We start from the raw sequence: 25,631 nt of genomic DNA, 5'->3' as shown, positions 1-25,631 counted from the left end.
GAGCCCTGCCATGTGTGACAGAGCTACAGCTCAGCGCAGTAACATAACCAAGACGCCAGGCGATAGCAAGGTGAAAAAGCACGCTTTTTTGGCCAAACAAAAGACCTTGAGCCCGTTTTTATGATATGTTATCACATTAGCGTTTTAGCAGGCTAAAACACTTCCGCGCCAGGAGAGCCTAAAATGTCCGAACGAGACGCCGCCCGCATCCAAAGTGGCAAAGACCCCGATCACTGGGACGAACGCTATTTAACTGAACTTTACGCGGCCTTAGGGTCCATCCGCAATGCGGATGAGTTCAGCCGCTTCTTCGAGGACCTGTGCACACCGGCGGAATTGCGTTCCATGGCCGATCGCTGGCGGGTCGCCAAACTTCTCGACCAGGGCCTCTCGTATCGTGTGATCAATGAGAAAACCGGAGTGAGCACCGCGACCATTACCCGCGTGGCTCGCTCCCTGACTTACGGCACCGGCGGGTACCGGATGGTCCTGCAACGCCAAGAGGGAGAGCCCAGTGAGTAAGCAGTTACGAATCGCGATTCAGAAGTCCGGCCGCCTCAGCGACAAATGTCGCGACCTCCTGGCCCAGGCCGGCATTACCTTCGAAGCTCGCACCGATCGTCTCATCGTGCGGGCCAAGGAACAGCCGATCGACCTGATGCTGGTGCGGGACGATGATATCCCCGGCTTTGTCAGCAATCAGGTTTCCCAGCTCGGCATCTGCGGCTTGAACGTGCTGGAGGAAAAACTGGGTCGCGTCAGCCAAGGGGAAAGCGATGTCCAGATCATTCGCTCCCTGGGCTTCGGTCATTGCCGCCTGTCCCTGGCCCTGCCGAAAACCGTGTCCTACGAAGGACTCAGCACCTATAGCGGCAAACGCATAGCGACCTCCTATCCCAACATTCTGAAACGCTTTCTCGATGACAACGGCATCAAAGCCAGCGTGGTGCAGATCACCGGTTCGGTGGAAGTGGCCCCTTCGATTGATGTCGCGGACGCGATCTGTGATCTCGTCTCCACCGGAGCGACTCTTGAATCCAATGGTCTGCGGGAAACCACCGTCCTTTTGGAAAGCGAAGCCGTGCTCGTGCGTCCGCGTCTGCAGCTGAGTCACGATCAGGAGCAGCTGATTGCCCGTCTGATGGCCCGATTCGATGGACTCGGCAGAGCGAAGAACGCCAAATACATTATGATGAATGCTCCGAAAGAGGCGATTTACCGGATTTCGCAGCTGATCCCCGGCATGGAAAAGCCAACCGTAATGCCGCTGATGTATGACGACAACAAGGTCGCGATCCACGCGGTGGCCAAGGAATATGTGTTCTGGGAAACCATCGAGAAATTGAAGGAAGCGGGCGCCAGTTCCATTCTGGTGCTGCCCATTGAAAAAATTATTGAATGAGGGCGGTTATGCGTATCCACACATGGCATCAACTGACCCGGGATGAACAAAGGCTGCTCTTGAAGCGGCCGGCATCCTCTTCCTCGGCGGATCTGCAAAGCCGGACCCGCGATATTCTGCATGACGTGCGGGAGCGTGGTGACCCGGCTCTCTTCGAGATGACGGCTCGGTTTGATAAGGTTGACTTGGAAAACCTGCGGGTCCCACCACCGAAAGTTCAGGAAGCCCTGGAGCGACTGGATAAAGCCACACGCCAGGCTTTGGAAACCGCCCGTGATAACATCGAACGCTTTCACCGGCAGCAGCTGCCGCGACGCATTGAAGTGCCGACGCTGCCGGGCATCCGTTGTTTCCGGGAGACGCGACCGATCGAACGCGTGGGATTTTATATTCCAGGCGGTTCCGCTCCCCTGCCCTCCACGGTTCTGATGCTCGGTGTGCCTTCGCTGATCGCTGAAAATCCTGTGCGGGTCCTTTGCTCGCCGCCGCAGCCACACGGTGAAATTGATTCGATCGTTCTCGCCACGGCTGCCCTTTGCGGCATCGATCAGGTGTATCGGGTCGGAGGCGCTCAGGCCATCGGCGCCATGGCCTTTGGCACGCGTACCATTCCCAAGGTGGATAAAATATTCGGGCCCGGCAATGCCTGGGTAACGGAGGCCAAACAGCAGGTGGCCGCCCATCCTGAAGGCGCCGCCATCGATATGCCGGCCGGTCCTTCCGAAGTCCTGGTGATCGCTGATGATGATGCCAATCCCCTGTTTGTGGCCGCCGATCTTTTATCCCAGGCGGAGCATGGACCCGATTCCCAGGTGATCCTCATCAGCACCAGTGAAAGGATGGCCACGGCCTGTCTCGCCGCCATCGATCGTCTTTTGCCAAGGCTCCCCCGACGGGATACTGCGGCCGAAGCCCTGGCCAACAGCCGCTGCTTTGTCGTCAAGGATATGGAAACCGCCCTGCAGATTTCCGATGACTACGCTCCCGAACATCTGATTCTGCAAATCAACGAACCGGAGGTCTGGGCCCGACGCCTGCGGAATGCCGGGTCGGTGTTTCTCGGCGCCTATTCCCCGGAATCCGCCGGTGACTATGCGAGCGGCACCAATCACGTGCTGCCCACCTATGGTCATGCCCGCGCCTGGAGCGGCCTGTCGCTGGAATCCTTTCTGAAACAGATCAGCTTCCAGCATCTTTCGCGCGAGGGACTCGCCGCGATCGGCCCTGCCGTCGAGCATCTGGCTCGCCTGGAAGGACTGGAAGCCCACCGACTCGCTGTGAGCGTGCGCCTGCGACCGGAGGACGCGTGAATGCAAAAGATTCTTTTTCTCGACCGTGATGGAACGCTGAACCTTGAGCCGGATGATTTTCAGGTGGATCGGCTCGACAAGATCCGCCTTGTGCCGGGAGTGATTCCGGCACTTTTGCGTTTCAAGGAGGCGGGCTATGCCTTCGTCATGATCACCAATCAGGATGGTTTGGGCACAGACTCTTTTCCGCAGGCGAACTTTGAAATCTGCCAGAATTTTATCCTCGATCTTCTGGAGAGCCAGGGTATTTGCTTTGAAGCCATACTCGTGTGCCCGCATTTCCGCGAGGACGGCTGTGCCTGCCGCAAACCCCGCGTGGGCCTCGTGCTCCCCTGGCTGCAGCGCACTGATTGGAATCGCGCGGCCTCCGCCGTGATAGGGGATCGCGAAACCGATATGGAACTGGCGCACAATATGGGCATCCGTGGGGTCCGCATTCTTTCGCCTTTTGGTGAGGGACTGACCTGGGCGCAGATCGCCGATGAACTGCTGCTGGCGGATCGCAAGGCGAATGTTCAGCGCGCGACCAAGGAAACAAAAATCCAGGTAGCCGTGAATCTGGACCAGGCTCAACCTGTGACGGTGAAAACCGGCGTTGGCTTTTTCGATCACATGCTCGATCAGATCGCCCGTCATGCCGGGATCAGCCTGCAAATCACCTGCGAGGGTGATCTGGTCATTGATGATCACCACAGCATCGAGGATATCGGGCTTGCCCTGGGCCAGGCTTTGAAGCAGGCCCTGGGTGACAAACGCGGCATTCAACGCTACGGTTTTGCGCTGCCGATGGATGAGGCCGAGGCACAGGTGCTTTTGGACCTCGGCGGGCGTCCTTACAGTGTTTTTGAAGCGGATTTTCAGCGGGAGAAAATCGGCGAACTCAGCACCGAGATGATCCCGCATTTTTTCCGTTCACTGGCCGAAACCCTGGGCGCGAACCTGCATATCCGGGCCCGGGGGCAGAACGATCATCACATTGCAGAAGGTATTTTCAAGGCTTTTGCCCGCAGTCTGCGCGAGGCTGTGAAAAAGTCGGGTACGGATCTGCCATCGACCAAGGGTCTTTTATGATAGCGATCATCAATACCGGAGTGGCCAATCTGCGTTCCGTTGCCAATGCCGTCGAACGCCTGGACCATGCCTATGAATTGACCACCGATGCCGGCGTAATCGAGGCTGCGGATCATGTGATCCTGCCCGGCGTGGGCCATGCGCAGGCGTCCATGAAGAGTCTGCAGGACCTGCAACTCATTCAGGTGATCAAGCAGCTGAAGCAGCCGGTGCTGGGGATCTGTCTCGGCATGCAAATTCTTTATGAGTTTACCGAGGAAGGGGACATTCCCTGTCTTGGCATTTTGCCCGGCCGTGTCTCGCGCATTCGTGAATACGGATTGAGTCTGCCGCATATGGGCTGGAACAGTCTGGACTGGGAGCAGCCGACGCCGCTTCTGAAGGACCTGCAACCGGGATGTCGGGTGTACTTTGTGCATTCCTTCCGGGCACCCATGAATGCCGCCACCCGCGCCAGCTGCCACTACGGGGAAACGATTCCGGCTCTGGTGTCGCAGGACAACTTTTTTGGAACTCAGTTTCACCCGGAACGATCCGGGGCTGTGGGTTCCTTGATTTTAAGGAACTTTCTAACGCTATGAAGATCTATCCCGCCATCGACCTTATGAATGGACAGGTCGTGCGTCTCGCCCAAGGGCGTTTTGAGGATCGCACCACCTATGAAAAATCGCCGTTCGAAGCCGCCCAGGACTTTGCGCAGAGCGGCGCCCGTTACCTCCATGTCGTCGATCTGGATGGAGCCCGGGAAGGGCGTCCAATGCAGCGCGATCTGCTGCAGAACCTGGCCGCCAGGGTGCCTCTGAAACTCCAGGTCGGCGGGGGCGTGCGTAGCCTGGAGCATGTGCAGGCGCTTCTGGAAGCCGGGGTGGATCGGGTGGTCATCGGCAGTCTCGCCATTCAGGATCCAAGCCGGACCAAAAGGATTCTGGAATCCTTTGGCGGCGAACATATCACCCTCGGCCTGGATGTTCTGCTGGATGAAGCGGGTGAACCACGGGTGGCAACTCACGGCTGGCAACAGCTGGCGTCGATATCCGCGCATGAAGTCCTCGATACATATGTCGGCATGGGGCTTCAGCAGGTTCTCTGCACGGATATCAAGCGCGATGGCATGATGCGCGGCCCCAACTTTGGTCTTTATCAAACCCTGCAGCGCCAGTACCCGCAGCTTTGCATCCTCGCCTCAGGCGGCATGCATCAGCTGGATGATATCCGGCAACTGAAGGCCGATGGCATCGGTGGTGCGATTATCGGCAAGGCGCTTTATGAAGGGGCCATCGCCCTTGAGGAGGCGTTGCAATGCTAGCCCATCGAATCATTCCCTGTCTGGATGTGCGTGATGGCAAGGTCGTCAAAGGTGTGAAATTCAAGGATCACGTCGTCCTCGGCGATATCCTGGATCTGGCCCGGCGCTATCGGGATGCCGGTGCGGATGAGCTGGTGTTTTATGATATCACCGCCAGCGCCGAGGGACGCACGGTCGCGACCCGCTGGATCGAGGACACCGCACGCGTCATCGATATTCCGTTCTGCGTGGCCGGTGGCATTCGCAGTGTGGAGGACGCCCGCCGTGTTTTGCATTCCGGTGCGGACAAGGTTTCCATCAATTCACCGGCCATCGAAAATCCCTCGCTGATCAACGCGCTGGCGGATGAGTTCGGAAGCCAGTGTGTGGTGATCGGCATCGACTCCATTGAACAGGATGGGGACTATAGGATCTGGAAATTCACCGGCAGTGAAAAAACCGCACAAAGCGCCGGAAGGAAAACGCTCGACTGGATCCGCGAGGTTCAGGATCGTGGCGCCGGTGAAATTGTTCTGAACTGTATGGCCGCGGATGGAACGCGGGCTGGATATGATATCCGTCAGCTTCAGGCCGCCCGTGATCTCTGTCGCGTGCCTCTGGTCGCGTCCGGTGGGGCCGGTCGGCCTCAGGATTTTCTGGAAGCCTTCACCAAGGCACGCGTGGATGCGGCCCTGGCCGCGGGAATTTTCCATCGCGGGGAAGTCACGATTCCGGAACTTAAAGCTTATCTGCAAACAGCAGGTTTGGAGATACGATTATGATCGACACAAAAAGCATAGACTGGGAAAAATGTGCGGGACTCATTCCTGCCATTGTTCAGGATGTCGGCGACGATAGCGTTCTCATGCTCGGCTATATGTCGCCGGACGCTCTGCAAATCACAATCGATACGGGCCTGGTGACGTTTTACAGCCGGACTAGGCAGGAGCTTTGGACCAAAGGGGAAACATCCGGGCATTTCCTTCGCCTGAAAAACCTGGTCCTGGACTGCGATCAGGACACTCTTCTGGTCAGGGTGGAACCCATCGGCCCGACCTGCCACACCGGTAGCGACACCTGCTTTGGTCCGAAAACGCCATCCGTGAATTTTTTGAATCAGCTGCAAAGCGTGGTGGACCACCGTTATGAAGAACGACCGGCGGGATCCTACACGACCCGTCTCTTCGAGGACGGCATCCAGCGCATGGCACAGAAAGTGGGAGAGGAAGGCGTCGAGGTCGCGCTCGCGGCCATGACGCCCGGCAATGCCGAACTTCTCAGTGAGGCGGCGGATCTTCTCTACCACCTCACCGTGCTTCTGAAAGGCCGCGGCCTGCAGCTGGCCGACGCCGTGAAAGTGCTGAAGCAGCGGCACGGGGAATAATGGCCCGCGCGGCCTCAGGAACGCAGAGCCTCCAGCTCAGCCACTTCCTTCGGGCAGTCGGTCAGATTCCGATACCCTTGCGCGGTCACGAGGATATCATCCTCGATCCGCACCCCGATGCCATGCCAGCGGCTGTCCGCATAAGGGCAACCCGGCTGAATGTAGATCCCAGGCTCCACGGTAATGACCATGCCGGGCTCCAGAGGACGGCGCTGGCCTTCGACCACATAGCGGCCGGCATCATGAACATTCAGGCCAAGATAATGCGATACACCGTGCGGGTACCAGGCCTTGAAGGTATCGTTGGTCCGCGCTTCCTCGTAACTCAGTTTGATCACGCCGTGTTCAATCAACCCTTGGGTCAGAAGTTTGATGGTGGCTTCCTGCAGATCCGGAATTCTCACGCCGGGTCGCACCATTTCGATAATGGACTTTTGCGTGCGCAGGACCAGCTCATAGATTAAACGCTGATCCGCCGTAAAACGCCCATCCACGGGCCAGGTGCGTGTGATATCGGAGGCGTAACCTTCATAGGCGCAGCCCGCATCGATCAGGACGAGGTCCCCGGATTCCAGCGCGCAGTTGTTCACATTGTAATGCAGACAGCAGGTATTGCTGCCGCTCGCGACGATGCTGTGGTAGGCGGTAAAGGGTGAGCCCCCCTTTTTCATTTCGAGTTCAAGCCGGGCCTGCAGCTCCAGTTCCGACAGGCCCGCGCGCGCATCCTGCATGCAGCGCCTGTGTGCGGCGGATGAAATGCGATTGGCGGTTTGCATGAGTTCGATTTCGAAATCATCCTTAATCAACCGGAAATCACCGAGGAAACCCCAGAAATCCCGGACTTCGAGACCGTCAAAGGCGATCCTTTGGCGAAACACGATGTCGCTGAGGATGCGTTCCACCCCGGGATGATGCTGGCGGTCCGTATAGAGCATGGTGGCCTTCTGCATCAGCTCGGGCAAAACGCGTGGCAGATCGTCCATGGGAAAGACGCGATCAAAGCCCAGTTTCGCGGCTCCATCGAGGCCGATCATGGGACCGTTCCAGATTTCAGTGGCGTCATCGCGATTCTCGACGAACAGGATCGACTGCGGTTTTTCCCCAGAGGCGAGCAGCACCACGCCCTGGTCCTCGGTGTAGAGACCGCTCAGATAATAGAAATTCGGATCCTGACGATAGCGAAAATACGAGGCATCATATTTATGAAAGGCCGGACGCGACGCGGCCAGGAGCAGTCCACCGTTCAAGGCCTGAAGGATCCGCTGGCGTCGTGCGACCAGCGCCTCGACCTTCTGCGGGGAAAATTGAACACGGGCTCCACTTTTCATAGAAACTCCTGCACTTAAACGCGGATCACCTGCAAAAATTGCTGCAGGCGCGGATTTTTGGGACGTTCAAAAAAATCCTCCGGAGCGGCCCGCTCAACGATCTGCCCCTGATCCAGGAACAGGCATTGCGTGGCCACCCGACGGGCAAAAGCCATTTCATGGGTGACGATCAGCATGGTCATGCCCTGCTGGGCGAGATCCTGAAGGATGTCGGTCACCTCATGCACAAGCTCCGGATCCAGAGCCGAAGTCGGCTCATCACACAGCAGAACGCGCGGGTCGATGGCCAGGGCCCGGGCGATACTCACCCGCTGCTGCTGACCGCCGGAGAGTTGCGCGGGATACTTGTGAATGTGATCCCCGAGCCCCACCCTTTTCAAAAGGTCAACCGCCTTCTCAGCGGCATCGGCACGACTCATTTTTTTCACGAGCCGCGGACCGAGCGACACATTGTCCAGAATGCTGAGATGCGGAAAGAGTTCAAAGCGCTGAAACACCATCGCCGTATGCTGACGGATGCGATGCACCGGCATTTTGCTGGTTTCGTAGTCCAGACCGCAGACTTCCACGTGGCCCTGCTCAATGGTTTCCAGGGCATTGATCACCCGCAGACAGGTGGACTTGCCACTGCCCGAAGGTCCAATCAAGCAGAGGCGATCGCCCTGAAACACATCCAGATCGAGCTGCCGTAAAACATGATGCGTGCCGTGCGCGCCGACGAAGGACTTGGACACGCCGCGCATTCGAATCAAAGCTTCCATGGGGGCTGTCTTCCTTTCATCGGGTGCCGACCCGCAAACGTTTTTCCAGATAGCGTCCGTAGCTGCTGAGACTGTAGTTCAGCACGCAGTAGATCACCGCGATGACAAACCAGGTTTCAAAGCTGCGGAAACTCACCGACACCACGTTCATGGCGGATTTGGTCAGGTCGGCCACCGACACCACGGAAACCAGGGAACTGTCCTTCACGAGGCTGACGAACTGTCCCACCAGCGGGGGCAGCATGCGCCGCAGAATCTGAGGCGCCATGACCGCCTTGGCAATCTGCCAGCGATTGAGGCCCATGGCCTTGGCCGCATCGAGCTGACCCTTTTCGAATTCCACAACGTTGGCGCGAAAAATATCGGCGACGTACGCGGAACAGAAAAGGCTCAGAGTCAAGACCCCTGCCACTTCCGGGCTGAGGTCGAAGGCGGTGCCGACGATAAAGTACATCACATAAAGCTGCACGAGGACCGGGGTGTTGCGAAAGATATCTACAAAGAGCGTCGCGGCATGACGGGCGATCGGTTCGGGACCGATCATCAAAAGCCCGACGACAAGGCCCAGGCCCGTACCGAAGAGGATCGACAGGAAACTGATATAGAAGGTGCCCCAGAGGCCCTGCAGAATCAGACCCGGAGTATTGGACTCCGGTTCCCAGATGTAATCGAGCAGAAAGCGGAAATCCCAGTCGTATTCCAGACTGGTGAAACTGTAAATGAGCATCCCGCCCAGCAGCGCAAGAAGCGCGACGCTGAGCAGGGTGTAAAGCCAGGGTAATGCGCGTGGATGCATGGGAACTCAGAATTGATTGGGGAACTGTTTTTTCCAGGTCAGATCCTGGAACATGGCCTTGAAGGCAGCATCATAGCCGCCGTTGGCTTTCCACGCATCAAGGAAGCTGTTAAAGGCCTCGATTAAATCCTTATCCGTTTTGCGAGCGGCGAGACCAAAGCTTTCGGTGGAGAGAAGATCCGGCAGGAGAACGACCTTGCCTTTGTGTCCGCTCTCATAGATTTCCATGAAGGGCTTGTCATAAATAAAGGCATCGCCACGGCCCAGGACCACCGACTGCGCGGCGTCCGCTTCACTATCCATGCGGCGAATTTTGGCCTTCTTCAAATTTTTGGTGGCAAAGATGTCCCCCGTGGTTCCGAGCTTGACCAGCACCGTATATTTTTCATTATCCAGCGCGGCGAGGTTTTTCACCTGACCCTCGAGTTTCTTCCCGATCAGGATCTTGAGGCCAGCATCATAGTAGGGCTTGCTGAAGAGGACGATTTTGGCCCGTTCCGGGGTGATGGTCATGCCCGACGCGATCAGGTCGTACTTGCTCGCCATCAGACCAGGAATGATGCCATCCCATTTCGTGCTGGTAAACTGGACCTTGACCCCCAGGGACTTGGCGAAGGCCTTCATCATCTCCACATCGAACCCCACCCATTCATCCTTCGGGGTGCGCATTTCAAAGGGCAGAAAGCCGGGCTCAACGCCAACCTTCAGCGTTCCACTCTTCTTGATCCGATCGACAGCCGGTCCCGCCTGCAGCGACCCGGACGTGACCAGCAACACCGATAGACACAAGATAGCTTTCAGTAGATAGCGGCGCATCAATCCCTCTCCATGGAGTCTTTAAACAAGTTCCGAACTTAGCGGACACGTGTTTGAAAGAAAAGGTTTTTTCGCCCCAAAAAGGAATTCCCCGAAGGGTTACTCCGGGGAATCATGAAAGGGCACACACGAACGATAGGAGGTCGAACATCGTCAGCTCTGCGAAAGGGTGTCAGATACCTCCTAAGACATCTGACCTTGCAGGGCTTGGTCACTCCCCCTATATTGCATTCCTCATACCAGCGTTTTCTGCAGACAACCTCCGAACTTCACTTGGACTAATCAGGATTTCGGCTGTTGGTAACCCCGTCGTGGTCTGCATTCCAACGGGATCTTTCCTTTCATCCCTCTGTTATCTTTGGCCTTTTGACCAAACACCCCCGCGACATGCGACTCTGTGTGTGATCAAACGACAGAAACATCATAATCAACTAAAATCATTGTATTATTGCAGCAAGTGAGACAACCACCGATTACAGCTCAGGAATTTTCACTCCAACGACACCCTCGGTATTAGCTCCCGAGAAAATGGCGCCCGTAATGTCAGTCAGGGTCAGATTGGAATTGGCCATATTAGCTTGAGTAAAATCAACCTTCGTCAGATTGGAACTGGTAAAGTTGCAGCTCACCAGATTGCCCAGCACAAAACGCGCTCCCGTCAGATTCGAATACGAGAGATCGCAACCGGAAATATCGGCATTCGAAAAGTCAGCACCCGCGAGATTGCAGTTTCGGCACTGGCGGGTCGTTTTCACCTGCTCGACCAGACGAGCCAGTTCTTCTGAACTGGGCGGGAATTGAGCGGTCTCCACCTGGTTCGCAATTTCCGATGCGCGGCTGGCGTCCAGGGTCCGCGCGGTTCCGCCTTCAATCCAGACGGTGCCGTTGTTAGCGGCTCCGGCCTTGTATTGAATTTGATCTCCGGCTGCATCCTCGACTTTAACAAATATAAGATCATCGATGCTGGTTGGTCCTTGAATTTGGAAGGCACCCGTGGCATCCGCACGCACGGCTGCGACCCGGCTGCCATCAATCTGCCAGTCCTGATCCTGGCGGCGTATGCGCACCGTCTTTTTCGGAGCGCGGACGAGGAGGATGCCGACGCTCGCAGGCCTGCCCTCAGGATCACGCACCGCACCGGCAGAGCCTCGTACGGTCCAGATATTATCCTTGGATTCAATCGCGAGTTTGGCAGGATCGATCAGATAACCGGGCAAACCTTCGCCGGTTTCTGTGGGTCGATCGGATTTGGCTTCCGTGGAACCACCGGTCACCATGGTTTGAATATCATTGGTGCTGCGAGGCAGTGAGGATTGGCTGCAAGCGCTTGAGAAGAGTATGAATCCGGCCAAAAGCCAGAATTTTCCAGTCTGTCGCATGAAGTGCCCCTGCCTGCCAGCTCCAGAATCTTCGCGGGATCCCGGAACGTGTGTGGTTCTTCGACTGGGTTTTTCGGAAGAATGGGGACTTTTCTTAAGAATTTATAGGAATAGGCTGATTTCCTAAGTGAAAACCTGGAAGATATCCCGGGTTCGACCATCGCTGGTAAGCAAACTTCGCGATTCATACTCTGCCTGAGCTAGTGCTGCGAGGTCATCGCTGCGGGAGCGTAAAAGCCAGCGGGCCGCAGCCGCCCAGTAGAGGAGTTCCTTTTCCACATTAAAGAGTCCCTGGGCCGCGCTCAGGCTTTCCCCGACCTTGTGCAGGCGCTGGCTCATCGGGCGCTCGGTGTCATAGGCTTCCTGCAGTGTGCGGGCGAGGTTCAAAAACAGGTCCTGCCGCGGCACCTCGAGATCCTTGCGGCGCCGCAGGTTTTCCAGTTTCGGTATGCGCTCCAGCCACTGCCGGGAGGAGGTGGCCATCGCCAGCACGGAGAGTTCCACAAGGTAACTCGTGTGGTAACAGGACTGTCCTTTCCGAGTGAGCATCAGGAGCGGGACCAGATCCTGAGTGGCTACAAAATCGTGCAGGGCTTTTTCCCAGGACAGTTCGCGCCGGGTTTCCTCGCTGAGATCCGTGGCTTTGGTGAGCTGGTCCAGACGTTCGGTGGCCAGATCCTTCTCACCCAGAAGGCGCAAGCAGATCAGAAGGGACAGGCGGCAGCGCTCCAACAGCGAACCGGTGACAAGGCTTTCGGCCTTTTCCAAATACCCCCGGGCGAGGCGCGTGTGCCCAAGACGCATGGCCCGATTGCCGAGCGAAAGCTGCTGAAATCCCTCACCCCCGGGCGGCTCGCCGCGGGTTGCGTGGTAACCCATGAACTGATGCCAGGCGGCTGTCCAGTGGCGGCCTTCCTGCCTTTCGATCTGGCTTTGAATAAAATGCAGTTCACCATGCAGAAACGAAACCCGCGACCGTCCCTCGCGAATGCCCTGGGATTGCAGAATGGTGCGGGCATGCTCCAGAAGCCTTTCATAGCGGCTTTGGGTCAGAAATGGAAAACGGCTGTGATGCACGAGGGCCGAGACGAGATAAACGAAAAGATCCAAAAGCTCCGCGGACTTTTCACTGCCTTCGTATTCCTTCAGGCGGTCGAGAATCAGCTGCTGCCGCGCCTCGGGTCCCGCCAGGTTTTGCCTTTGATCCAATTCGTCTTTGATCCGCTGCTTGCTGGCATTGATTTCGGCTTCGGTCCAGTAATCACCGGATTTCATCATCGCAGATCCCCCTGCCCTTCATTATAACATAGGGCCTTTAATTCAAAGGGTCTGGTGTCCGCAAGACCAGCCGCGCAGGATGAAGCAAGGGCTTTTGGACAATCTATTGCATAAGGGCTGCTGCGGTGGAGCCTTCCACCCTTTTTTGGGAGCAGTCATGAAGCTGATTCGATTTGCCCTTGCTTGCGCTCTGTTGACCTCCGGCTGTCTTCGCCAACTCTCCGATGACAAACGATCCAAAAATCGGGATCAGCAGGCGGCACCCTGCGCGCCGGCCCTTGAGGCTTATACTCAAAACATCGAGCCCATCGTCGAGCAGCGCTGCATTCGTTGCCATGTTTCAGGTGGAGGCGGGGCCATCGCCGCCGCCTTTCAATCGGGGAATGCCGTATGGAACATGGCTGTCTTCAGTAAGCTGAAGAACGGTGATGCCGAAGCCATCTTCAAAAAAGCGAGCAATCAGGAAAGCCATGGCGGTGGACGCCAGCTGGAAGACGGCGAACTCGAGAACCTCAAGGCCTTCTTCGCGGCGGCGGCTCAATGTTCCGGCCCCTTGGCGGGTGGACCTCAGGCTGCTCTGTGTGATGGCAAATCCCTGCCGCGCCGCGTGACCTTGCTCTCGCGTCTGGAGTATAGGAACACCGTGCAGGCGATCGCCGGAGTCACGGTCGATGTGAATATCCCGGCTGCCGCTGCCTTGGAGGACGGCAACAAAAATCCCCGTCTGGCTTTCAGCAATGATCAAAAATCAAGGACCATCGATTCCAATCTGGCCTTTCAAATCAAACAGGCGGCAGCAACGATCGCCAGGGATTTTGCGCCGGAGAAAAAGGCCGCACTGGGTTGCAGCACGGAACCGGTGAGTGATGCCTGTCTGAACAATCTCGGGACCCAGGTTTACCGGCGTCCTTTGACCGCCGACGAGACGGCTGAACTCAAGGCACTCGGCGGCTTTGTCAATGTCGTCACCTATCTCTTTCAGGCACCGGATTTTCTTTACCGTACGGAACTCGGCAACGAAACGTCCGGCAATCTGATGACATCCTATGAAATCGCGGCGGCTCTTTCCTATCTTCTGACCGCCATGCCGCCGGATGCTGAGCTGATGCAGCTCGCCGGGCAGGGTGCGCTGCATACAGCCGCCACACGTCGGGCGCAGGCGGAGCGTCTTTTGAAAGGGACCAATGGGCTCAGCGAGCCTTTGCAGAATTTCCTGGTCGAATGGCTGGAGCTTGGTCCGAGTGAGATGGCCAACAAGGTGGGAACCTATGATGGCAAGGCGGTCTTTGCTGAAGCCCGGACCTTTCTGAATAAAGTCATCCAGGAGGACGGCAGTCTGGAAACCCTTCTCACGAAAGACGAAGGCGGCCGCCTCGGCATTCTGCAGCAAAGAGCCTTCCTGGCTTCGCACTCCAACAATAACAGCACGTCTCCTGTGAAGATTGGCAAGACCGTGGCCCGCAACATGCTGTGTCTGGCCCTGCCGCCTCCACCGGCCAACGCAAACAATAATTTGGCTGAAACACCGAATCTCAAGACCACGCGGGCGAAGCTGGCCATGCATACCGCGAATCCAGCCTGCGCGTCCTGTCATGTGCGGATCGATCCCTTTGGTCTGGCGTTTGAAAACTTCGACCAGCTCGGCATGAGCCGCACGGTGGAGAATGGAGAACCCGTGGATACCCGGGTGAATATCGCTCTCGGACTCAGCATCGACAAGGCCTATGAGAACTCGGGCGAGCTGATTCAAAGTCTCAGTCAGAGCCGGGAACTCGCGACCTGCTTCGACAGTTTTTTCCAGCAGTATGCCTATGGAACATTGAGCTGCGAGGCTCAATCGGTCACGTCAGGCACAAGCCTGCGGGACTATATTTTGAATCTGATCAGTTCCGATCGCTTTATCACGCGGATTCCATAAGGGAGAGATGACCATGAGACAAAGAACCCGTCGAGCCATTCTCAAGGACCTTGGAATTCTCTCCGCGACACCGCTGCTCGGAAGTTTCGGTCTGAGCCTGTTTCCCATGGAACAGATCTTTGCGCAAACGACCGGCGGCAAGCCGCTCAAGTTCCTGGCCATCTCCTTCCCTCACGGCGCGGTGAATGGAGACTGGGAACCCAAGCGTCTGCCGGACGGCAGCGTGACCCTTCTGGAATCCAAAATTCTCGCACCGCTTGAGCCCTTCAAGAACCGTCTCGCCATCTTCTCGGGGCTCGGCCATGAAAACCTGAAGCCGGTCGGCAGCCTGAGTTCGATCAGTGCTCATGCCGGGCTCGCCGCGTCCTTTACCGGGCATGCCACCGGGGATTCCCTGGGGGCCTCGGCCTCGATCGACTATGCGCTCTCCCAGAAACTTTATCAGGCGGATAAGGTCCTGCGGGTGGGCTGTTTTCTCTCCTATAACGCGGCGCAGGGTCTCGATGATCGGCCGAGCGAGATTTGTTATTCGGGTGCCGGGGAAAGCAATCGCCTGAGTGTCATCGCCCATCCGCAAAAGTCCTTTGAAAAAGCCTTTGCCGGTTTCACCTCCAGTGCACCCACGCCTGAGGAGACCGCGAAACAGCAGGCCGAAGACACTATCAATAAGCTTGTGCAAAAGCAGCTCAGCCGTCTCGAAAAACGCCTGAAAGGCGATGAGCGCAATCTGCTCTTGAAGCATTTGGAAACCATCGAAGGTCTTGGCAAGGGCGTGAAGGACTTTACCTGCCAGACGAAGCCCACCGTGGACACGTCCGGCTTTACCGCCTCAGAAACCTCCATGGCGGCCCTGACCCAAAGACAGGCGGATGTCGTGGCCGCGGCCCTGGCCTGCGGAACCGTGTCGCTGGCCAGCATCGAAATCATGTCCCGTTCTCACGGCAGCTATAATATGAGTGCTGTGATTAAGAACGATCCGCGGACCGCGATCAAGGATCCTTCCGCTCTCCTGAATTCCACCAACTTTCACAATGATGTCGCCCATCGCTTGAGCACTGAGGGCAATTTCAATACGGAAGAGCAGCGGGCCTTCAATCAGTCCCAGAGCTGGTATATGGAGCAGATCGCCTATATCCTGGGCCAGCTCGAAACCCGTGGCGTGCTCGACAGTACCGTGGTGATGATCGGCACGGAAATGGGCCATCCGCAACACTTTGGCGACGCCGCGATCTTCATGCTTGCCGGTGGCGGATTCAAAATGGGTCGCTGGTTTGAGCACAAGGCTGAAAAAGTTCAGACTTATCAGCATCGCTGCACGCCGCATAATCATCTGCTTGTGAATGTGGCGCAGAGATTTGGCCTGAATGTGAATACCTTTGGCGACAGCCGTTTCACGGGTGGTCTGCCGGCGGATACACGCGGGCAGATGCTTGAGCCTGTCAGCTGAACTGAGAAAATGTAAACTTTGTTAAATCAAATAACTATGTTAGTTTGAGAGTCAGAGAGCGGGGCGTAAGCTTTGTCAACAAGCTTTCGGGCACGTTCGCTTGAGAGTTGGAGAGCAGGCTTCTCCGCAGGGCTGAGACCTTCTCAGCAAAGCTTCGAGCACGGTTTTTGCTTGAAGCCTCGTTCATTCATGGAGGAAAGGACATTGAGAGGTCAACTTCACCGCATTCCAATTAGTCTCGCCATCCTTGCATTGCTAACAGGCTGCCTGCAGCAGCAGGCTCCCAAAACCAGTAAAAGCCTGCCAGAACAGGCTTCCACAACACCAGAAGCTCCCCGTCTCACGGCCGAACCCTCGCTGAATCCGGCGACGATTCGAGCCACGCTGGAAAAGATCCTCGCGGCCGACAGCAGCTGTCCTGAAACGCCGGCTGTCAGCAGTCGGCGTCAGTTGCGTTTGCTCACCCGCGATGAATACAATCGTTCGATAAAAGACGTCTTCCGCCTGGGTGGGGACTATCGAGGTTCCCTGCCTGTCGAGCAAAAGGTGTTAGGCTTCAGCAACAATGCCCAGTATGCGCTGGTGAGCTCCGATCACGCGGCCGCTTATGACAAGACGGCCAAGGAGCTGGCCCAGCAGATCGTGGCCACGGAATGGAGCCGCCTCGTCAAATGCCAGGTGAACGAAGGCGCGGCCTGTGCGGAAACCTTCATTCGCACCTATGGTCCCCGGATCTGGCGCCGGCCTCTGACCGAGGATGACGTGAAGGCTCTTTTGCGCGTGCATCAGGTGGGGGCCGACATCAGCATGACCGCCGCCATGGAACTTGTCGTCCGCGGTCTCGTCAGTTCACCGCATTTTCTCTATCGCAGTGAAACAGGACAGGACGGAACACTTAACGCTTACGAAAGGGCCAGTGCCCTCTCCTATTTTTTCTGGGGCACCACACCGGATGAGGAGCTGATGCAGCTGGCGGCCAGCGGCGCCCTTATGCAGGAAGAGACACTGCTCGCCCAGGCCCGACGCCTTCTGCAGGATGACAGGGCCAAGGAAGGCATGAAGGCCTTTTCCAATGCCTGGCTGAATTATTCCGCAGTCCTGAGTGTGAGCAAGGACGCCACCGTTTATCCGAACTTTGACGGCATCCGGGCTAGCCTGGCCCGGGAAACCGAGGATTTCTTCGACTATCTGGTGCGGAAAAAGCAGGCGGACTTTCCGGAACTGCTGACCGCCGACTATAGTCTGGGGGATCAGCGTCTGGCCGATTTCTATCGGGCGCAGCTGACGACCGAAGGGGATCAGCAGAAGCTGACCTTTCCCGATCAGCCGCGGCTTGGAATTCTGGGTCATGGCAGCATCCTCGCATCACTGGCCTATGCGACGGAAACCGGTCCCATTCAAAGGGGCAAGTTTGTCCGCGAGCATCTGCTCTGCGACATCCTGATGCCACCGCCGCCTGATCTCATGATCATGGTGCCCGCGCCGAAGGAAGGCGCCACCACCCGGGAACGCTTTGCAGCCCATACCGCGGCTGCGGCCTGTCGCGGCTGTCATATCAAGATTGATGGCGTGGGTTTCAGCATGGAGGACTTCGATGCCGTGGGCCTCTATCGAACCATCGACAATGGCAAACCGGTCGATGCCTCGGGTCAAGTCTTTGCACTGGATGGAAAGAACGTCGATATCAATGGGGCACGGGAACTGAGCCAGGCTTTGGCCACCTCGCCCCGTGCGAAGCAATGCTTTGTGGTTCAAACGTGGCGGATGGCCCAGGGACGTTTGGAATCCGCGGATGATGTCTGCGCAATTCGGCAGTTGGCCAGTACGTTTGTGCAGCAGGACATGAGCATGGCCGAGCTGCTGGTCCAGTTGATTACCGATCCATCCTACATGCAAAGGAGCCACTAGAATGAAAACCTTGCAAGCTGAACTCGATCGCCGGCGTCTTTTGCGATATCTGGGAAATGCCGCTCTCGCCCTGCCTTTCACGCGCGTGCTGATGGAAGAACGGCTCTTTGGAGCCACACCGGCCAAACGCGCTGTGATGTTTTACTTTCCGGATGGCATTATCAAGGAACGCTGGCATCCCACCACCACCGGGAAAAATTTTCAGTTTCAACCCATGACCGCACCGCTCGAACTCGTGCGGGATGATGTGATCCTTGTGAAAAACGTCAACTACTCCACCGAAGGCAGCCATGAGGGAGGCGCGGCCTATACCCTCTCCGGTGTTCGGGGTTTCAAAGGCGGCATCAGTCTCGACACCTGGCTCGGTGAGAAATTCAAATCGAATGTTCCGCTACCGGTCGTGCGTCTGGGTGTGGGTGCCAACTTTCAAACCGGCTCGCACATTTCCTACTTTGCTCCGGGCTCGGCCTCGCCGATTGAGGATAATCCCGCCAAGGCCTTTTACAATATCTTCGGCGGCGCCGCGGGTCCCGTCGATCCGGTGGCCAAGAACAAGCTGATTGCGGCTGAGATGAGCATCCTCGACCTTTGCATGAACGACATCAAAGGTCTGCAGACGAAACTCGGTTCGATCGAAAAACAAAAGCTCGATGTCCACCTGGAATCCCTGCGGGAACTCGAAAGGCGGGTGCAAAGCGCCGCCAGTGGGCCCGTTGCAGGAGCCTGCACCAAACAGGTGGATATGCGTGGCCTGAGCTTTCCGCAGCCGGATTACAACTATCCGCCGGCACCGCATAAGAATGAACACTTTGGAGTGATCGGTGATATCATGACCGATCTTGCCGTGCAGGTCCTGGCCTGTGGCGTCTCCAACGTGCTCTACTTCCAATGGTCCCATCCGGTCAGTCCCACGTCCTTTAACTTTCCCGGTGGCACGGGCCTCGCGCGTGGGCATCATGATATATCTCACTATGGGGACCTGAATGGTTCCATGGCGCTGGAATTTATCAAGGCCCAGGCTTGGTATATGGGACGGCTGGCTCAATTTCTGAGTCGATTGAAGGCGATCAAGGAAGGGGATCAGTCGCTGCTCCATCACACGGCGGCGATGGCCTTCACCGAGATTGCCGATTCCAACCTGCATGACTTCAAAAATGTAGGGTTGGTCCTGGCGGGACAGGCGGGTGGCGCCTGGAGCACCGGACGTTGCCTGGATGGTCAGGGGGCGAGTCACAACCAGGTTCTGGTGGCCATGCTGCAGGCCATGGGTCTTCCTGATACGACCTTTGGCGACCCCATGCTGGGCAGCGGTCCCCTGCCCGGGCTGGCCGGCTGAAATCCTGGACTTAAAAAAACTGTGGGAAATCCCCTGGATTTCCCACTTCTATGGATGCTTTTAACCTGCAAATTTTCCTGCACTATTGCCGACCCCTTAAGTTTTTGCCAATTCTTCCGATACGATTACCAGGAAGGCATCAGCAATTTTAGAGGTAGGCATGTTGGAGCTTATTATTTTTTCGTTCTTTATTATGACGTCACTACTCCTAGCCTTCGCCAGTCGTTTGGCGATCAGCGCGACACTCACCTTGCTGTTCTTTCTGTTTCTACCCCTTGGACTTGTGATCGGCTGGGCGTTGCCCTATGTGCTGAACTGGGTCCAGACCAGGTGGCCAGGCCGTAACCTGGCTTGAATCCGCCTTATTCCAAGGAAAAATGCACGGCGATCGGAGCGCTCGCGGCCAGCGGCGCTCCGCCGGCATCCACAAACACTTCGCTCATATCCTTCCATGCGATCGGCTTAAAGACGGTATTGCTGCCGGAACGGAACAGCACGCGATCGAATTGATTATCAAGCCAGCCATGCAGCGACTCCGCGGGATCCTGCAGATTCAGTTTCGACTTGATGGTCGGCTTCGCGCCGCTCATGTTGAAGTCACCGATCAAAATCACGGTATGTTCGGCCGGCGATTCCAGCCCCACATACTGCACCAGCTCCAGAGTCTGAAACTGCCGGGCCGCGGCATTCAGCTTTTCCTCGCCCGGCTGCATCTGGGTATTATAAAGATCCAGAATATGGCCGTTCACATCGTAGCGCATCAGCAGAATGCCCTTGGACGTGTCATCGTTCACCAGGTTGACCTGAGCCTTGTAGTGGAGTTTTTTGACTTCGATCAGAGGAAAATTGGAGAGACTGGCGAGACCGGAGTTCGAACGATGCCACCAATAGGGTCGTTCATTAAAATAGTACTTGTTGGGATGATGAGCCGCGTTGAGCAGGTCCTCGCACTGGGCAAAGCAGCCCTGAATGCCGGCGATATCAAAGTCATCAAGCTTGTGACCGATGACCGGCATGTTTTCCGAGGACGCGGATTGCACCTGATAGGTCAGCACAGAAAAAGTGAGAGGCGTTCCTGAGTTTTCCGCTGCCCGCGCTGATCCACTGGAATAGAGGCTAAAAAGGCACAGAAGGCCCAACCATCGCTTCATGTCTGTATCCTTGTCTGGAAGTTCTTCTCATCTTTGTGCATTTTTTCATAAGGCTCGGTCAACGCAAAGTCGACGTTTGCGACAAGATAAAGAATGGGAAACCACTTTTTGGTGGTTGTCATTACGAAACTCGCATCTTTATCCTTGACAGATCATCCCAGAGTACAATGAGTCGCTGGATTCGCTGATCCCACCTGCGAGAGGCTTGGCAAGCCTTTCATCGATTGGAGAACACTTCTACGCCCGAGATGGCGTGGAATTGCCTGGCAAAACAGTGATACTATAAGGTCATGTACTCCGTTCGTTACCGCAGGTGGTGGGAAACCGCAACCCTCTGCGTTCAGCTATTTTAAAGGAGCATCCATGGCCAACTATCAATCCGATCTGCGCGACATTAACTTCAACCTCTTTGACGTCCTTCAGGTTCAAAAGCATAGCTATGGACTCGAACGCTCGGACATGGAAACCATCATCGGTGAGTTCGACGGTTTTGTCGGCAAGGAGATCTTCCCCACCCGCCAGAAGACGGATCTGAATGGCGCAAAATGGACCGCTGAGGGTGTGAAGGCACCAGCCATTTTTCAGGACGTGACCCGCAAATTCTATGAAAATGGCTGGTTCGCACTGGGTCTGCCCGACGCCATCGGCGGCAGCCCTGTCCCCGAAGCCATCACCACGGCCTGTTTGTCGCTGGCCACCGGAGCCAACTGCGCCTGGTCCATGTACCCCGGCCTCAGCAAAGCGGCCCTGAATGTGATCCTGCACGTCGGCAGCAAGGAGCAGCAGGCTGTTTATGTTCAGCCCATGATGGAAGGCCGCTTCGGCGGAACCATGTGCCTGACCGAAGCCGACGCCGGCAGCGACGTGGGCAACCTGCGCTCAACCGCCAAGCCCCTCGGCAATGGCCGCTACTCCATCGAAGGCACCAAGATCTTTATCTCGTCCGGTGACAACGACCTTTATGAAAATATCGTGCACCTTGTGCTGGCCCGGACCCCCGGCGGATCCCCCGGCACCAAAGGTCTCTCGCTGTTCATCGTCCCCAAATATAAAATCAAAGCTGACGGTTCCCGGGGCGAATCCAACGATGTGAACTGCTCCAAGATCGAGGAAAAAATGGGCCTGCATGCTAACGCCACCTGTGAGCTGGTGTTCGGCAAGAACAAGAAGTGCGAAGGCTGGATGATCGGTGAAGAATTCGATGGCATGAAAAACATGTTCATCATGATGAACGAGGCTCGCCTCTACTGCGGTGTGCAGGGTGAATCCCAGGCGAACCTTGCTTTCCAGCTCACCAATCAGTATGTGTTTGAACGCGTGCAGTTCGGCAAGGCCATCATCGAGCATCCCGATGTCCGCCGCACGATGCTGAAAATGCGGGCGATGGCGCGCGGTCTGCGTGCCCTTTGTCTTTATACCGCGGACCTCTTCGATCGCAAGGAAGAGGATGAAGTGGGTCTTCTGACTCCCATCTGCAAAGCCTATGCCTCCGATGAAGCCATGCGCCTCTCGAGCGACGCCGTGCAAAGTCATGGCGGCTATGGCTTCTGTACGGAATACGGCATTGAGCAATTCATGCGCGACATCAAGATCGCGGCCATCTATGAAGGCACCAACGCGATTCAGGCGATCGACTTTGTGATGCGCAAGATTCTGAAAGACAACGGCAAGACCTTCGGCAACCTCGGCAAGAAAATCATGGCCGCCATGCAGAAGCCCGAGGCGCAGAAACTCTTCCCAGCTGAGGTGCAAATGCTGGGACTTTCCCTGCAAAAAGCTCAGGAAATCCTGGGGAACTTCGGCAAACTCGCGATGGCGGGTAAAATGGATGCCGTGCTGCTGCACTGCTCGGACTTCCTGAAGTACTCCGGTCACGTGGTCACCGCCTGGCGTCTTCTCGAGCACGCGCTGCTCGCCGACAGCAAAAAAGCCAGCGCCAGTGGCGAGGAAAAAGCCTTCATCGAAACCAAGGTGCAGGACTTCCGAATTTTCTGTCAGTTCTTCCTGACCGAAAATATCGGCCTCGGCAAACTCCTGCTCAACACCGATATCGACCTGAGCTACAAAGCCTAAAGCTTCCTGCGCCCCGGGGCCTTCCGGGGCGTTACACTCCCCCCGCTTTCACTCACTCCCCGACATATCAATCAGCGGAATCGACTGCACGGCGATAAACAGGGAAAAGGCCCAGGGCCCCAGCACCGCACCTGCCACACCGAAGACGGCGATGCCACCGACGATCGACATGAACAGCCAGAAAAAAGGCATATCCGTGGCGCCGGAGCTGGAATTTTTCATCAGAAGGGGCCGCAGCACGTTATCGGTGAGACCGATGACCACCGCCATGCACAGAATGAAAATTCCAGCGAAGACGCGATCATGGTAGAAGGACCAGATCGCGGCCGAGATCATGACCGGCGCGGTGCCGAAGACCGGAATAAAAGACAGGAAGAACGCCAGCGCGCCCCACAGGAAAAATTTGGGAATGCCAAACGCCGCGAGGGTGAGCACCACCAGAAGCGACTGCACGAGAGCCAGCACGATGCTCGCCAGGACCACGGCACGCAGCACATCGCCAAGCGTTGAAGCCAGCATGCCTCGCTGTTCGCCCCAGGGTATCAGGCGCGGCAGGAGAGCCTGACGCTGGCTTTTGCCGTACACCAGAAAATAAACCCAGGCCATCCAGGTGATAAAGAGGAAGAGCAGAAGCTCGGGCGTGGCACTGAGGGCGGAACCCAGGTAGCCCGCGACATTCTTCAGCATCGGCTGCATAAATTCACGGAGTCGACCCTGCATGTCGGCGAAACTGAGATTGAAACCAAAACCATGCAGCAGCGGGGTAATTTTCTGATCCATCCAGCCCAGAATCTTATAGCCGGTTTCCACGGCCGATTCATTGCCGCTCATCCCCTCCCAGAAGAGCAGGAGCTCCTTGGTCGCCGACCAGGTCAGGAGCAGGAGAGGCACAATAAAGAGCCCCTGAACGACCGCGACCATGCCGATGGATATCACCCAGCGCCAGCCGGGGCGGGTCAGACGCCAGCGCTCTATCAAACGTTCGACGGGACCTTCACACAGATAGGCAAGCGTAACGCCGGTGGCCATGGGAAACCAGAAGGGCTTCAGCACCAGTAAGCAGAAGACAACCACCAGCACAAAAAAAATCCGCCGCCGAAGCTGCATGCACTCCTCCATGCGAAATAAAAAAGGCTGGGAGCCCCACCCTCTGAATACTTTTTAGCATCCCGAGGGCTGTGCTGCCAGCCTTTGCATGTATCATGCAAATCTTAGTAACGGCCACCGCGCGAGCGGTTGTTATAGCCTCCACCACCGCCGCCGCCGCCTTCACGAGGCGCCATTGGCTTGGCTTCATTAACCGTCAAAGGACGGCCCGAAAAATCCTGGCCATTGAAACGATCGATAGCGGCTGTTGCTTCCGCATCGCTCGACATTTCAACGAATCCAAAACCTTTGCTGCGTCCGGTTTCACGGTCAAAGATAACTTTGGCCGACTCAACCTGACCAACTTCCGAAAATGTGTCCATGAGGACTTGATCGGTTGCAGAGAAGGGAAGATTGCCGACGTATAATTTTTTGCCCATGAGAACCTCCTTAAGGCCAGGGCGCCACTAAAGAGGGTGAGGCACAAGACCCGAACTCAGTAGAAGCAGGTGACACTATCCCGTACTCTAGCAGGATTCTGGACATATGTCCTCCTGCTTTGGAAAAAAAATATTACCAGGTCAAATCACAAGGGGGGCACCTCAGGACCCCACCACCACAGGCAGTGTGACGCTTGGTGCCTGGTAAACGAGATCCAGTCTCCACTGCACCCGGCCATCAAGAGGAATGTCGAGAGTGCCATCTGCCAATTGATAAAGGACGCTGCCAGCTGGACCGTAAACGGTCAGGGTATAGGCGTAGCGCGAACCAGCGAGCAGAGCCAAACGATCTGGCAGGACATAATTACCGTCCTCAAGAACCAAACTTGTTTCAAAGCGCCCTCCCCCATCGAGCCGGATACCCAGACGCACATCCTGAATCCATTGCGAATGGCCCGCGCTGCTCACTTCGTTGACCTCCTGCAGGAAGGCGCGAACGGCTGCGGCCTCCTCGTCCAGCACGACCTTCGCGTTCGGCGGCATTTTCGTCGCGCCATTGGACCCTGTAAAGGAATTCACCATTTTATTCAGGATCTGAGCCAGCGATTCCCCTGCGGTATTTTTGTAAGGATAACTTTGCAGATCAAGACCCGCCGTCGGTCGCGCACTGTTGTGGCAAGTCTGGCAGTTGTAATTTTTCAGCAGCGCGCGCACCGGTTCCGGCTCGGCTGGTGTCACGACCGGTGCATCCGGATAATTCACAAGCTCCAGGGCTAGATGGAAATCAAGCTCCACCGCAGTTGGTTGGATGGGCTTCAAAACCAGCTGGGGCAGCGTCTGCGTCCCCGGTTGAATCACGGTCCGGAGCGTGCCCTGGGCGAGGGCCTGGCTCTCGGCACCGAGCAGGGCGACCTGAAATTCGACCGCGCCTACGGGCAAACCCTCGAGGGAGTAAAGGCCGGCTTCTGTGACAGGAAACGTCCAGGCTTCGCGCAGCTCACTCCCCAGCACGCCCTCGTTCACTCGAAAGGCACGGATCACCAGCTGGTTGGCACGAGTTGCCAGTTCGGCCAGCGCGGTGCGCGGCAGACTCAAGGTCGCGGAGTTGGCGGCAGGCTGGACGTTCGTCCCAGGATTCAGAGGGGCCACTTTATTGGCTTCCAGACATGCGCTCAAACTGAGGGCAAGTCCAAGAATGCAGGATAAACCGGCTGAATTCATCGTTGTCTTCCTTATGTAAACTGTCAGTTTTCTATCAGCATGCGCCTTCCGTGGGTACTGCAAAAAATGGAAAGCCCCGTCGCTGTCCGTACCGAACACCGTGGAACCGTGTAAAGGGGCGGCTTCCCTCGGCAATTCGGAAAAGTCATTTCGGACTTGCTCAAGACCTGAGCTACGGACGCGGTCCTCAACCATCCCGTAAACCGCGCCCCTGTGTGCCCAAACCGTTGAGATGACGATC

Annotated in this window: 24 protein-coding genes; 14 read left to right on the top strand and 10 right to left on the bottom strand. The window is 56.6% G+C overall.

From position 1 onward, the window contains the following. Positions 1–183 precede the first annotated feature (183 nt). The 8 genes from OLTU_RS12805 to hisIE are packed head-to-tail and all read left to right on the top strand — an operon-like array spanning position 184 to position 6,452. The gene (locus OLTU_RS12805) at positions 184–522 is read left to right on the top strand and encodes a YerC/YecD family TrpR-related protein (protein ID WP_218110007.1); all 339 of its coding nucleotides are present in this window, start codon (positions 184–186) and stop codon (positions 520–522) included. After that, positions 515–1,402, top strand: a complete 888-nt coding sequence (gene hisG / locus OLTU_RS12800) for an ATP phosphoribosyltransferase (protein ID WP_141733154.1) — start codon at positions 515–517, stop codon at positions 1,400–1,402. Before OLTU_RS12805 ends, hisG begins: the two co-directional genes overlap by 8 nt. 8 nt (positions 1,403–1,410) lie before the next feature. After that, the gene (gene hisD / locus OLTU_RS12795) at positions 1,411–2,712 is read left to right on the top strand and encodes a histidinol dehydrogenase (protein ID WP_141733153.1); all 1,302 of its coding nucleotides are present in this window, start codon (positions 1,411–1,413) and stop codon (positions 2,710–2,712) included. After that, positions 2,713–3,783: a bifunctional histidinol-phosphatase/imidazoleglycerol-phosphate dehydratase HisB gene (gene hisB / locus OLTU_RS12790; RefSeq protein ID WP_141733152.1), complete on the top strand. Its 1,071-nt coding sequence runs from the start codon at positions 2,713–2,715 to the stop codon at positions 3,781–3,783. Beyond that, positions 3,780–4,364 (top strand): imidazole glycerol phosphate synthase subunit HisH, encoded by a 585-nt coding sequence (hisH, locus tag OLTU_RS12785; RefSeq protein WP_141733151.1) that lies wholly within the window; start codon positions 3,780–3,782, stop codon positions 4,362–4,364. The genes hisB and hisH overlap by 4 nt, the downstream gene beginning before the upstream one ends. Further along, on the top strand, positions 4,361–5,089 hold the full coding sequence (gene hisA, locus OLTU_RS12780; RefSeq protein WP_141733150.1) for a 1-(5-phosphoribosyl)-5-[(5-phosphoribosylamino)methylideneamino]imidazole-4-carboxamide isomerase: 729 nt from the start codon (positions 4,361–4,363) through the stop codon (positions 5,087–5,089). Before hisH ends, hisA begins: the two co-directional genes overlap by 4 nt. Further along, positions 5,083–5,850: an imidazole glycerol phosphate synthase subunit HisF gene (gene hisF, locus OLTU_RS12775; protein WP_141733149.1), complete on the top strand. Its 768-nt coding sequence runs from the start codon at positions 5,083–5,085 to the stop codon at positions 5,848–5,850. Before hisA ends, hisF begins: the two co-directional genes overlap by 7 nt. Further along, a complete protein-coding gene (gene hisIE / locus OLTU_RS12770; protein WP_141733148.1) occupies positions 5,847–6,452 on the top strand; it encodes a bifunctional phosphoribosyl-AMP cyclohydrolase/phosphoribosyl-ATP diphosphatase HisIE in 606 nt (201 codons plus the stop codon). Before hisF ends, hisIE begins: the two co-directional genes overlap by 4 nt. Before the next feature lie 14 nt (positions 6,453–6,466). On the opposite strand, the gene OLTU_RS12765 is transcribed toward hisIE, so the two are convergent. From OLTU_RS12765 to OLTU_RS12740, 6 genes are all read right to left on the bottom strand, one after another. After that, positions 6,467–7,780 carry an aminopeptidase P family protein gene (locus OLTU_RS12765; RefSeq protein WP_141733147.1) on the bottom strand — a complete coding sequence of 438 codons (1,314 nt, stop codon included), beginning with the start codon at positions 7,778–7,780 and terminating at the stop codon, positions 6,467–6,469. Positions 7,781–7,794: 14 nt separating this feature from the next. Further along, on the bottom strand, positions 7,795–8,541 hold the full coding sequence (locus OLTU_RS12760; protein WP_141733146.1) for an amino acid ABC transporter ATP-binding protein: 747 nt from the start codon (positions 8,539–8,541) through the stop codon (positions 7,795–7,797). Positions 8,542–8,557: 16 nt separating this feature from the next. Continuing rightward, a complete protein-coding gene (locus OLTU_RS12755) occupies positions 8,558–9,337 on the bottom strand; it encodes an amino acid ABC transporter permease (RefSeq protein WP_141733145.1) in 780 nt (259 codons plus the stop codon). Positions 9,338–9,343: 6 nt separating this feature from the next. Next, entirely contained in the window at positions 9,344–10,153 is an 810-nt protein-coding gene (locus OLTU_RS12750; RefSeq protein ID WP_141733144.1) for a transporter substrate-binding domain-containing protein, read from the bottom strand. A 473-nt stretch (positions 10,154–10,626) separates the two neighbouring features. Continuing rightward, the gene (locus tag OLTU_RS12745; RefSeq protein WP_141733143.1) at positions 10,627–11,532 is read right to left on the bottom strand and encodes a pentapeptide repeat-containing protein; all 906 of its coding nucleotides are present in this window, start codon (positions 11,530–11,532) and stop codon (positions 10,627–10,629) included. Positions 11,533–11,655: 123 nt separating this feature from the next. After that, a complete protein-coding gene (locus tag OLTU_RS12740) occupies positions 11,656–12,810 on the bottom strand; it encodes a hypothetical protein (RefSeq protein ID WP_141733142.1) in 1,155 nt (384 codons plus the stop codon). A 157-nt stretch (positions 12,811–12,967) separates the two neighbouring features. On the opposite strand from OLTU_RS12740, the gene OLTU_RS12735 reads away from it, so the two are divergent. From OLTU_RS12735 to OLTU_RS32325, 5 genes are all read left to right on the top strand, one after another. Beyond that, complete coding sequence (locus tag OLTU_RS12735) at positions 12,968–14,728, top strand: DUF1588 domain-containing protein (protein ID WP_176736569.1); 1,761 nt, start codon at positions 12,968–12,970, stop codon at positions 14,726–14,728. A 13-nt stretch (positions 14,729–14,741) separates the two neighbouring features. Next, on the top strand, positions 14,742–16,175 hold the full coding sequence (locus OLTU_RS12730; RefSeq protein ID WP_176736568.1) for a DUF1552 domain-containing protein: 1,434 nt from the start codon (positions 14,742–14,744) through the stop codon (positions 16,173–16,175). A gap of 204 nt (positions 16,176–16,379) precedes the next feature. After that, entirely contained in the window at positions 16,380–18,083 is a 1,704-nt protein-coding gene (locus OLTU_RS12725; protein WP_176736567.1) for a DUF1592 domain-containing protein, read from the top strand. Between the two features lies 1 nt (position 18,084). Then, positions 18,085–19,419 (top strand): DUF1552 domain-containing protein, encoded by a 1,335-nt coding sequence (locus OLTU_RS12720; RefSeq protein ID WP_141733138.1) that lies wholly within the window; start codon positions 18,085–18,087, stop codon positions 19,417–19,419. Between the two features lie 193 nt (positions 19,420–19,612). After that, complete coding sequence (locus tag OLTU_RS32325) at positions 19,613–19,774, top strand: hypothetical protein (RefSeq protein ID WP_218110006.1); 162 nt, start codon at positions 19,613–19,615, stop codon at positions 19,772–19,774. Between the two features lie 7 nt (positions 19,775–19,781). Here OLTU_RS32325 and OLTU_RS12715 read toward each other — a convergent pair whose 3' ends face one another. Then, positions 19,782–20,570 carry an exonuclease/endonuclease/phosphatase family protein gene (locus OLTU_RS12715; RefSeq protein ID WP_141733137.1) on the bottom strand — a complete coding sequence of 263 codons (789 nt, stop codon included), beginning with the start codon at positions 20,568–20,570 and terminating at the stop codon, positions 19,782–19,784. Positions 20,571–20,933: 363 nt separating this feature from the next. Here OLTU_RS12715 and OLTU_RS12710 point away from each other — a divergent pair, with 363 nt between their 5' ends. Further along, entirely contained in the window at positions 20,934–22,643 is a 1,710-nt protein-coding gene (locus OLTU_RS12710) for an acyl-CoA dehydrogenase family protein (protein ID WP_141733136.1), read from the top strand. 48 nt (positions 22,644–22,691) lie between these two features. Here the strand turns inward: OLTU_RS12710 and OLTU_RS12705 are convergent, their stop codons facing one another. The 3 genes from OLTU_RS12705 to OLTU_RS12695 form a co-directional block, all read right to left on the bottom strand. Next, positions 22,692–23,750, bottom strand: a complete 1,059-nt coding sequence (locus OLTU_RS12705) for an AI-2E family transporter (protein WP_176736566.1) — start codon at positions 23,748–23,750, stop codon at positions 22,692–22,694. A gap of 104 nt (positions 23,751–23,854) precedes the next feature. Then, positions 23,855–24,169 (bottom strand): RNA-binding regulator, encoded by a 315-nt coding sequence (rbp, locus tag OLTU_RS12700; RefSeq protein WP_141733134.1) that lies wholly within the window; start codon positions 24,167–24,169, stop codon positions 23,855–23,857. Between the two features lie 162 nt (positions 24,170–24,331). After that, on the bottom strand, positions 24,332–25,390 hold the full coding sequence (locus tag OLTU_RS12695) for a c-type cytochrome (RefSeq protein ID WP_141733133.1): 1,059 nt from the start codon (positions 25,388–25,390) through the stop codon (positions 24,332–24,334). Positions 25,391–25,631: the final 241 nt, after the last annotated feature.

This window comes from Oligoflexus tunisiensis, assembly GCF_001748245.1.
In the GTDB taxonomy this organism is placed as follows: domain Bacteria; phylum Bdellovibrionota_B; class Oligoflexia; order Oligoflexales; family Oligoflexaceae; genus Oligoflexus; species Oligoflexus tunisiensis.
This window is presented reverse-complemented; position numbering and strand designations above follow the sequence as displayed.

What these genes read in the sequence shown, in the direction of transcription:
- OLTU_RS12705 (WP_176736566.1), bottom strand. Translation starts at nt 23,750, where the DNA reads ATGCAGCTTCGGCGGCGGATTTTTTTTGTGCTGGTGGTTGTCTTCTGC.
- OLTU_RS12735 (WP_176736569.1), top strand. Translation starts at nt 12,968, where the DNA reads ATGAAGCTGATTCGATTTGCCCTTGCTTGCGCTCTGTTGACCTCCGGC.
- OLTU_RS12765 (WP_141733147.1), bottom strand. Translation starts at nt 7,780, where the DNA reads ATGAAAAGTGGAGCCCGTGTTCAATTTTCCCCGCAGAAGGTCGAGGCG.
- OLTU_RS12755 (WP_141733145.1), bottom strand. Translation starts at nt 9,337, where the DNA reads ATGCATCCACGCGCATTACCCTGGCTTTACACCCTGCTCAGCGTCGCG.
- OLTU_RS12715 (WP_141733137.1), bottom strand. Translation starts at nt 20,570, where the DNA reads ATGAAGCGATGGTTGGGCCTTCTGTGCCTTTTTAGCCTCTATTCCAGT.
- hisD (WP_141733153.1), top strand. Translation starts at nt 1,411, where the DNA reads ATGCGTATCCACACATGGCATCAACTGACCCGGGATGAACAAAGGCTG.
- hisIE (WP_141733148.1), top strand. Translation starts at nt 5,847, where the DNA reads ATGATCGACACAAAAAGCATAGACTGGGAAAAATGTGCGGGACTCATT.
- hisB (WP_141733152.1), top strand. Translation starts at nt 2,713, where the DNA reads ATGCAAAAGATTCTTTTTCTCGACCGTGATGGAACGCTGAACCTTGAG.
- OLTU_RS12730 (WP_176736568.1), top strand. Translation starts at nt 14,742, where the DNA reads ATGAGACAAAGAACCCGTCGAGCCATTCTCAAGGACCTTGGAATTCTC.
- hisF (WP_141733149.1), top strand. Translation starts at nt 5,083, where the DNA reads ATGCTAGCCCATCGAATCATTCCCTGTCTGGATGTGCGTGATGGCAAG.
- OLTU_RS32325 (WP_218110006.1), top strand. Translation starts at nt 19,613, where the DNA reads ATGACGTCACTACTCCTAGCCTTCGCCAGTCGTTTGGCGATCAGCGCG.
- OLTU_RS12745 (WP_141733143.1), bottom strand. Translation starts at nt 11,532, where the DNA reads ATGCGACAGACTGGAAAATTCTGGCTTTTGGCCGGATTCATACTCTTC.
- hisA (WP_141733150.1), top strand. Translation starts at nt 4,361, where the DNA reads ATGAAGATCTATCCCGCCATCGACCTTATGAATGGACAGGTCGTGCGT.
- rbp (WP_141733134.1), bottom strand. Translation starts at nt 24,169, where the DNA reads ATGGGCAAAAAATTATACGTCGGCAATCTTCCCTTCTCTGCAACCGAT.
- OLTU_RS12760 (WP_141733146.1), bottom strand. Translation starts at nt 8,541, where the DNA reads ATGGAAGCTTTGATTCGAATGCGCGGCGTGTCCAAGTCCTTCGTCGGC.
- OLTU_RS12740 (WP_141733142.1), bottom strand. Translation starts at nt 12,810, where the DNA reads ATGATGAAATCCGGTGATTACTGGACCGAAGCCGAAATCAATGCCAGC.
- OLTU_RS12710 (WP_141733136.1), top strand. Translation starts at nt 20,934, where the DNA reads ATGGCCAACTATCAATCCGATCTGCGCGACATTAACTTCAACCTCTTT.
- OLTU_RS12720 (WP_141733138.1), top strand. Translation starts at nt 18,085, where the DNA reads ATGAAAACCTTGCAAGCTGAACTCGATCGCCGGCGTCTTTTGCGATAT.
- OLTU_RS12695 (WP_141733133.1), bottom strand. Translation starts at nt 25,390, where the DNA reads ATGAATTCAGCCGGTTTATCCTGCATTCTTGGACTTGCCCTCAGTTTG.
- OLTU_RS12750 (WP_141733144.1), bottom strand. Translation starts at nt 10,153, where the DNA reads ATGCGCCGCTATCTACTGAAAGCTATCTTGTGTCTATCGGTGTTGCTG.
- hisH (WP_141733151.1), top strand. Translation starts at nt 3,780, where the DNA reads ATGATAGCGATCATCAATACCGGAGTGGCCAATCTGCGTTCCGTTGCC.
- OLTU_RS12805 (WP_218110007.1), top strand. Translation starts at nt 184, where the DNA reads ATGTCCGAACGAGACGCCGCCCGCATCCAAAGTGGCAAAGACCCCGAT.